The organism is Rhodovulum sp. PH10, from assembly GCF_000293785.1.
GTDB lineage: Bacteria > Pseudomonadota > Alphaproteobacteria > Rhizobiales > Xanthobacteraceae > Rhodoplanes.
Window position 1 is genome coordinate 1 of the sequence record NZ_AKZI01000146.1, and the last position, 6,283, is coordinate 6,283.

The 6,283-nt window shown below is 71.7% G+C and carries 6 protein-coding genes, 1 tRNA gene and 1 pseudogene; 6 read left to right on the top strand and 2 right to left on the bottom strand.

All coding sequences use genetic code 11. The features are described from left to right. From A33M_RS25100 to A33M_RS19400, 3 genes and pseudogenes are all read left to right on the top strand, one after another. Positions 1 to 399: pseudogene (locus tag A33M_RS25100) on the top strand (hypothetical protein); the annotation flags it as partial. Positions 400 to 415: 16 nt separating this feature from the next. After that, on the top strand, positions 416 to 853 hold the full coding sequence (locus A33M_RS19395; RefSeq protein ID WP_008390844.1) for a DUF1489 family protein: 438 nt from the start codon (positions 416 to 418) through the stop codon (positions 851 to 853). A 145-nt stretch (positions 854 to 998) separates the two neighbouring features. Further along, on the top strand, positions 999 to 1,766 hold the full coding sequence (locus A33M_RS19400) for a phosphatase PAP2 family protein (RefSeq protein ID WP_008390847.1): 768 nt from the start codon (positions 999 to 1,001) through the stop codon (positions 1,764 to 1,766). Between the two features lie 30 nt (positions 1,767 to 1,796). On the opposite strand, the gene A33M_RS19405 is transcribed toward A33M_RS19400, so the two are convergent. Then, positions 1,797 to 3,317, bottom strand: a complete 1,521-nt coding sequence (locus A33M_RS19405; protein ID WP_008390849.1) for an ArnT family glycosyltransferase — start codon at positions 3,315 to 3,317, stop codon at positions 1,797 to 1,799. 267 nt (positions 3,318 to 3,584) lie between these two features. Between A33M_RS19405 and A33M_RS19410 the strand changes: the two genes are divergently transcribed. Both A33M_RS19410 and A33M_RS22580 read left to right on the top strand, forming a co-directional pair. Further along, entirely contained in the window at positions 3,585 to 4,040 is a 456-nt protein-coding gene (locus A33M_RS19410) for a hypothetical protein (protein WP_008390851.1), read from the top strand. Positions 4,041 to 4,122: 82 nt separating this feature from the next. Further along, positions 4,123 to 4,773 (top strand): hypothetical protein, encoded by a 651-nt coding sequence (locus A33M_RS22580; RefSeq protein WP_008390853.1) that lies wholly within the window; start codon positions 4,123 to 4,125, stop codon positions 4,771 to 4,773. A 26-nt stretch (positions 4,774 to 4,799) separates the two neighbouring features. Here the strand turns inward: A33M_RS22580 and rlmB are convergent, their stop codons facing one another. Next, positions 4,800 to 5,762, bottom strand: coding sequence for a 23S rRNA (guanosine(2251)-2'-O)-methyltransferase RlmB (gene rlmB / locus A33M_RS19420; protein ID WP_008390855.1), 963 nt, complete (start codon positions 5,760 to 5,762; stop codon positions 4,800 to 4,802). Between the two features lie 231 nt (positions 5,763 to 5,993). On the opposite strand from rlmB, the gene A33M_RS19425 reads away from it, so the two are divergent. Then, positions 5,994 to 6,078 (top strand) — tRNA-Tyr (locus A33M_RS19425). Positions 6,079 to 6,283: the final 205 nt, after the last annotated feature.

Genomic DNA, 6,283 nt, shown 5'->3' on the forward strand with positions numbered 1-6,283 from the left:
GTCGCCGCCACCGCGAGCGGCGGCGCCGGCGCCACCCCGCCCGGCGGCCCAGGGGGGGCCGGCGGCCCAGGGGGGGCCGGCGGCGAGCCGGCGCGCCCGGCGCCCCAGATCGACTTTCCCTCGGCCGATTCGATTCCCGCCGTCAGCATCATGAACCCGGAGCCGTCCGGTCCGCCCGGTGCGGCGCTCAGAGGCGGCGACGGGGCCTCCTCCCGCGGCGCCGCCGCCGCGCCGTCCGGGCCGGTGCCGACGCCGCATCCGCGGCCGGCCCGTACCCAGGCGCGCACGACCCACCGTGCGCCGGCCCGTCCGGCCGCGCCGCCCGCCCAGGCTCCGGCCGCGCCGTCCGCTCCCGATGCCCCGGCGCCCGAGCCGCTGCCGCCGGCTGCCGCCCAGTGACCCGTCGACGAAAAAAATGCCCCTGCATCTCGTGAAGCTGTGCGTCGGCTGCGACAGCGTCGCCGACCTCGAAGACTGGATCCGCCAAAAGCGCGCCGCACGGCCGAAGGGAAGCCCGGACGAGCACGTGCACGTCACCCGCATGGTGCCGAAGCGCGCCGACGAGCTTTTGGGGGGCGGCGGCTCGCTCTACTGGGTGATCCGCGGCGAGCTGATGTGCCGCCAAAAGCTGCTCGACGTGCGCCCGTTCGTCGACGCCGACGGGGTGGGGCGCTGCGCGCTGGTGCTCGATCCGGCGGTGGTGCTGGTCGAGCCGCGGCCGTGCCGGGCCTTTCAGGGCTGGCGCTATCTCGCCGACAAGGAAGCGCCCGCCGACCTTTCGCGCGCTGCGCCCGGGGCGGGGGCGATGCCGGAAGAGATGCGCCGCGAGCTGCGGGCGCTCGGGCTGCTGTGAGGGTTTGGCCGGGATCGCCGGGAGTTCTGCTTTCTGCCGCAGGATAGACGGCGGAGCGCCCGTTGTCGCTGCGTCCCTCTCTCCTCTTTCCCAGGGCCGGCGGACTTGCTTTAAGTCCGCCACCGAGGGGCAGGGGGAGCGGACGATGGCCGGGACGAGCTTGCGGGTGCCGCCCGCCTCTCTGATGCGCGTGCGGATGCGGGCGTGCTTGCGGGCGCCTGCGCGTTGCGCGTGGCGGGCGCTGCTCGTCATCCTCGCGGTCGGGGTGGTGACGGGGCTGGTGTTCGGCATTTGGCCGGGTCTCGACATCGCCATCACCGCGCGGTTCTACGATCCCGCGCAAAAAAGCTTCCCGCTCACCTACGATCCGGCGTTCCAGGCGGTGCGCGACATCAACCAGACGATCGGCCTCGTCGTGGCGATCGCCGCCGGCGTGGTGCTGATCGCCCGGCTCGCGGTGCCGCCGCGCTGGGTGTTTCTGCCGCGGGCGCTGACCGCGCGGGCGGCGGCCTTCGTGCTGGCGGCGCTGGCGATCGCGCCGGGGCTGATCATCAACGGCATCCTCAAGCCGCACGGCGGACGGCCGCGGCCGATCGAGCTGCAGATGTTCGGCGGGCCGATCGACTTCGTGCCGTGGTACAGCCCTTACGGCCAGTGCCCGAGCAACTGCTCGTTCGCCTCCGGCGAGATGTCGAGCGCGATCTGGCTCGTCTCGGTCGCGGTGCTGCTGCCGAGAGCGTGGCGGCCGGTCGGCGTCGCCGCGGTGCTTCTCTGGGCGCTCGCGGTCGGCGGCGTGCGGATCGCGATGGGCGGCCACTTCACCTCGGACGTCCTGATGTCCGCCGTGCTGACGGCGCTCACCGTGTGGGTGCTGCATCTCCTGATCGTCCGGCCCGCCGAGCCGACCGACTGACCCGACCGCCGGCACGCGCGGCGAAGACACTCACCAGGCGCGGCACACCGGCAGCGGCGGCAGCGGCCCGCGCGCGCCATCGAGTTTCACGGCGTGAAAGCCGCGCGGGCCGCCGCTCTGCTGGCCCGTCAAAGTGAGGCCGAGCGGCTGAACGGTCGAGAAATACGGCTCGACGCGTGACAGCGTCGGGCACACCGTGACGAACAGCACCGGCCCCGGCGTGTCCTTGGTGAACGGCGTGCCGAGATCGAATTGCGGGATCGCCTCGGTGCGCCACGACAGCACGGGGATGTTTCGGTCGCGCAGATAGTAGAGCAGCGCCGCCAGGTCGCCGCGCGAGTCGGACACGATGGCGGTCACGCCTTCGCGCTCCGCGAGATCGCCGGCCTTCTCGGCAAAATCCCGCCAGCCGAGCGTGCGGGCATAGGGGTTCGGGTTCTTCAGGCCGGGCAGGGCGATCCGGCTCGCATTGGCGTCGCCATAGAGCAGCAGACCTTGCGTGAGCACGCCGAGCGCGAGGCTCGCGGCGATCCAGCCCCACGCCCTTTCGCGGAGCAGGTGCGCCGCCGCGACCACCACGCCGGAGACGAAGGCGACCGCCGCCCAGTTGGCATAGGCGTGCACCGTGACGGCGAAGCCGGTGACCAGCACGATCGGAAACAGGCAGAAGGCGATCATGATGCGGTCGGGCTCGGGCAGGGTGCCGCGAATGAGCTTCCAGGTGACCACCAGCATGGTGCCGAAGATCACCGGGCCGAACACGCCGAACTGCGCCCCGAAGAACTCCAGCGCTCGCGAAAAGCTCCAGCGGACCTCCTCGCCGAGCACCAGCCCGCCGGTGTGCTCGAAGGTGACGAAGCCGGTCGAGGCGTTCCAGACGAGATTCGGCGACATCACGAGAAGCGCGATCGGCAGGGCGACCCACAGATGCGGCGTCGCCAGCGTCCGGCGGGCGCGCGGGCTGACGATCGCGGCGATGGCAATCCCCGGCACGATGTAGACCATCGCGTATTTGGCGAGCAGCCCGAGGCCGGTGGCGACGCCGAGCACCACCGCGTGGCGCCAGCGTGGCGCCTCGACGAGCTTCACGAAAGCCCACAGGGCGATGGTCCAGCACAACAGCAGCGGCACGTCGGTCGAGACGATGCGGGCGGAGAACGCCGCGCCGGTGGTGAAGGCGGTCATCAGCGCCGCCCAGAAACCCACACGCTCGTCGTAGAGCGCGCGGCCGAGCGCGTACACGGCGAGGCTGGTCGCGAGATAGAGCACCGGCGAGGAGGCGCGCACGCACCATTCGGCGCTGCCGCACACCTGCTCCGAGGTCCAGATGATCCAGGGCAAAAGCGGCGGCTTCGAATAGTAACCGAAGGCGAGATGCTGCGCCCACGACCAGTATTGCGCCTCGTCGTAGAACAGATCGACGACGGAGAGCTTCAAGCCCACGAGCCGCAGCACCGTCAGCGCGAGCAGGACGACGAGAAGGAGCGGGAGCCGTGCGAGCGGCTTCGTCGCAACGGTGTCGGACGGCACGGCGAGACGCAGGTCGGCCACGGCAGGCTACTCCGGAAGACGCTATCCGCGGCACCGCTCTGAGAGCCGCCGCCACGCTCTAGCAGCCGCCCGTCGGCGGTTCAACGAAGCGGCGGTCGCGGGTGCGGCGGGGCAGGAAACCACGGGAGCTCGTTAGGGTTACCACCCGAAATCGGCTTTTTGCGCGCGAGGGAACGACGGAATCTCCAGCCATTTCGGTTGTCCTGGTCGCAACGAGCGGGCCGCGCGAGCCGCAGGCCGGCCGACCGACAGGAGAGGTTTTTTTCCATGCAGAGATCCGTGCGGGTGACACTCGTCGCCGCGGCGGTGGCGCTGGCTCTGCCGGTGCCGCCGGCGGCGGCCTCCGACAACGCCCCGTCCTTCGTGGTGCCCGGACGGGTCGACGTGCCGGTCTATATCGACGGCCGCAATGCCGCGTGGTCGGTGGTGGAAGGCGACTGGGGCCTCTACCGCCCCGGCTGGGTGCCGCCGACGGTGATCCGGCCGCTGTGCTGCGTGCCGCGGGCGTCGCGCCGCCCGGTGCGCCACTGGTATCCGGCCGCGGTCGACTACTCGGTCGCCGAGGTGCGCGCCCGGCTGAAGCGCGACTGGCGCCCGCCGAAGCCCGGCCCGGCCTACCACCAGTCGTGGGAGGCGAACTCGGACGACGCGCCGTCGACCATCATGCCGCCGGTCTACGACGTGCCCGACGTGCTGATCGCGCCGAGCTTCCGCCGCTGGTGAGGTTGTTTTCCGCGACGCAAATCCGGTTGGCGGAACTGCCGCCGTCTGTCACCCTTTGTTCGAAGGGATCGAGGGAGTCGCCATGCGTCATCGTCGTCTGGTCGCTGCGAGCACCGCCGTCGCCGGCGTCGTCCTCGCGGGCCTCCTCACCGCCGCGCCGGCCGTGGCGCAGGGCTGCTGCGTCTCCGGCCCGGTGATCGTCTATGGCGCGCCGCCGGTGCCTCCCGTGGTGCCGCCGACCGGCTACGTGCTCGATCCCTCCGACGGGCGCCCGCCGATCTACGTTGTGAACCAGGGGCCGGTCTATTCCGGCCCGGGGATCATCGCGGTGCCGACCTATTCCGAGGGCGGCTACGCCTATGGCGCGCCGTATCCTTACGTGCACGGCCATTACGGCCCGCGCTACGGCACCGGCTATCGCCGGGCCTATCGGCCCCATGTCCGGCCGCACTTTCGCGCGCGGCCGCCGTTGCGGGTTTATGGCTCGACTATCGGCCCGGAGGAGCGTCCCTACGGCGTGCCGCCCTATGGCGCCTATGCGGTGCGCCCGGCGGCGAGCGCCAAGGTGATCCGCCTCGCCCGCGCCGCCGAGGCAACGAAGCCGCATCGCGTCGCACCCGGCGCCGTGCGGTCCGCGCCCGCCGCGCCGCGCGTGCCGAAGGCCGCGCCCGAGACGCCGCCGCTGCCGCACCCGGCGCCCGCCCGCCCCGGCGAGGAGTGGACGCGCCGCTGACGGCGGAGCACCGGCGAGACGCCCGGCTATTTCACCGCGATGCGGGTGGAGGCGACATAGAGCGCCAGCACGGTCGCGTTGGAGACGTTCAGGCTCTTGATCCGCCCCGGCATGTCCAGCCGCGCGACCGCGTCGCAGGTGGTGCGGGTGAGCTGCCGCAAGCCCTTGCCCTCGGCTCCCACCACCAGCGCCAACGGCGCCCTGAGCGGCGTCTCGGCGAGGTCGGCGTCGCCCGCGCTGTCGAGCCCGACGGTCAGCCAGCCGTTCTCCTTCAGGCTGGTCAGCGCGCGGGCGAGGTTGGTCACCGTGACGATCGGCACATAGTCGAGCGCGCCCGAGGCGGATTTTGCCAGCACGCCGGTCGCCTCCGGGCTGTGGCGGGCGGTGGTCACCACGGCGGTCACCGCGAAGGCGGCGGCGCTGCGCAAAATCGCGCCGACATTGTGTGGGTCGGTGATCTGGTCGAGCACCAGCACCAAGCCCTCCGCCGGCAGCTCGGAGATGTCCGGCGAGGGCAGGGGATCGGCTTCGGCGAGCAAGCCCTGATGCACCGCCTCCGGCCCGACGATCGCGGCGATCGCCTCCGGCCGCACCGGCTCGGGCTGAATCGGCAGCGGCACGCCCTCCTCGGCGAGCCGCTTGGCCGCGTTCTCGGTAGCGAGCAGGCGGACGAAGCGGCGCTGCGGGTTTTCCAGCGCCGCCTTCACGGTGTGCCAGCCATAGAGAATCGCCGGCCCCTCGCGGTCGCGCGGCTCGGGACGGAATTTTCCACGCGAGCCGCCGCCCGTCCGCGGGCCGAACGGCTTTCGCCCGCCACCCTTGCCGGAGGAAAAATCCTTGCCGGGCCGGTCCTCGAAGCGGCGCCCTTTTCCGGAGCGTCCCTTGCCCGGTCGTTCCTTGCCGGACGGCCCCTTGGCGGGCTCCCCGGCCGACCACGGCGTGACGGACGCGTGGGACGGCTTGCTTTTCGGCGGATCGCGGTCGGGCATGACGGTTCCAGGACGATGGAGCGCCGGGGGCGGGTCTGCCGCCGGCGCGAAAAAGCGATCCATAGCGGGCGCCGAAGGCCGCCGCCAGTCCGGCGAGCCGCCGTCTTCCGCGCCGCAGATCCGCCGGATGGCGGAAAAGCCGGATTTCGAGTTGACACCGGCAGGGTGGGTACCCATAAGACGCCCCACACGACGCGTCCCGCCCGCCGCTGCGGACGGACGATGCGCGGCGGGGGAGTGTCCCGAGCGGCAAAGGGGGCGGACTGTAAATCCGCTGGCTATGCCTTCGTAGGTTCGAGTCCTACCTCCCCCACCAATTTGATATTTCAAATAAAAAATCGAATGGCGCGACGCGGCTGCACCCGAAATTTCGGGCGGTTTCGCGCGATTGCGGGGTAAATGCGGGGTGCCGCGGACCCGCGCTGCCGGGCTCGGAAGGAGTCGGCTGTCGAACGGGCGCCGTGCGGCGTTCAGTAAGCGTCGTGGTCAGGCCACGGCTTTGAGGGCTTGCGGCGGGGCGT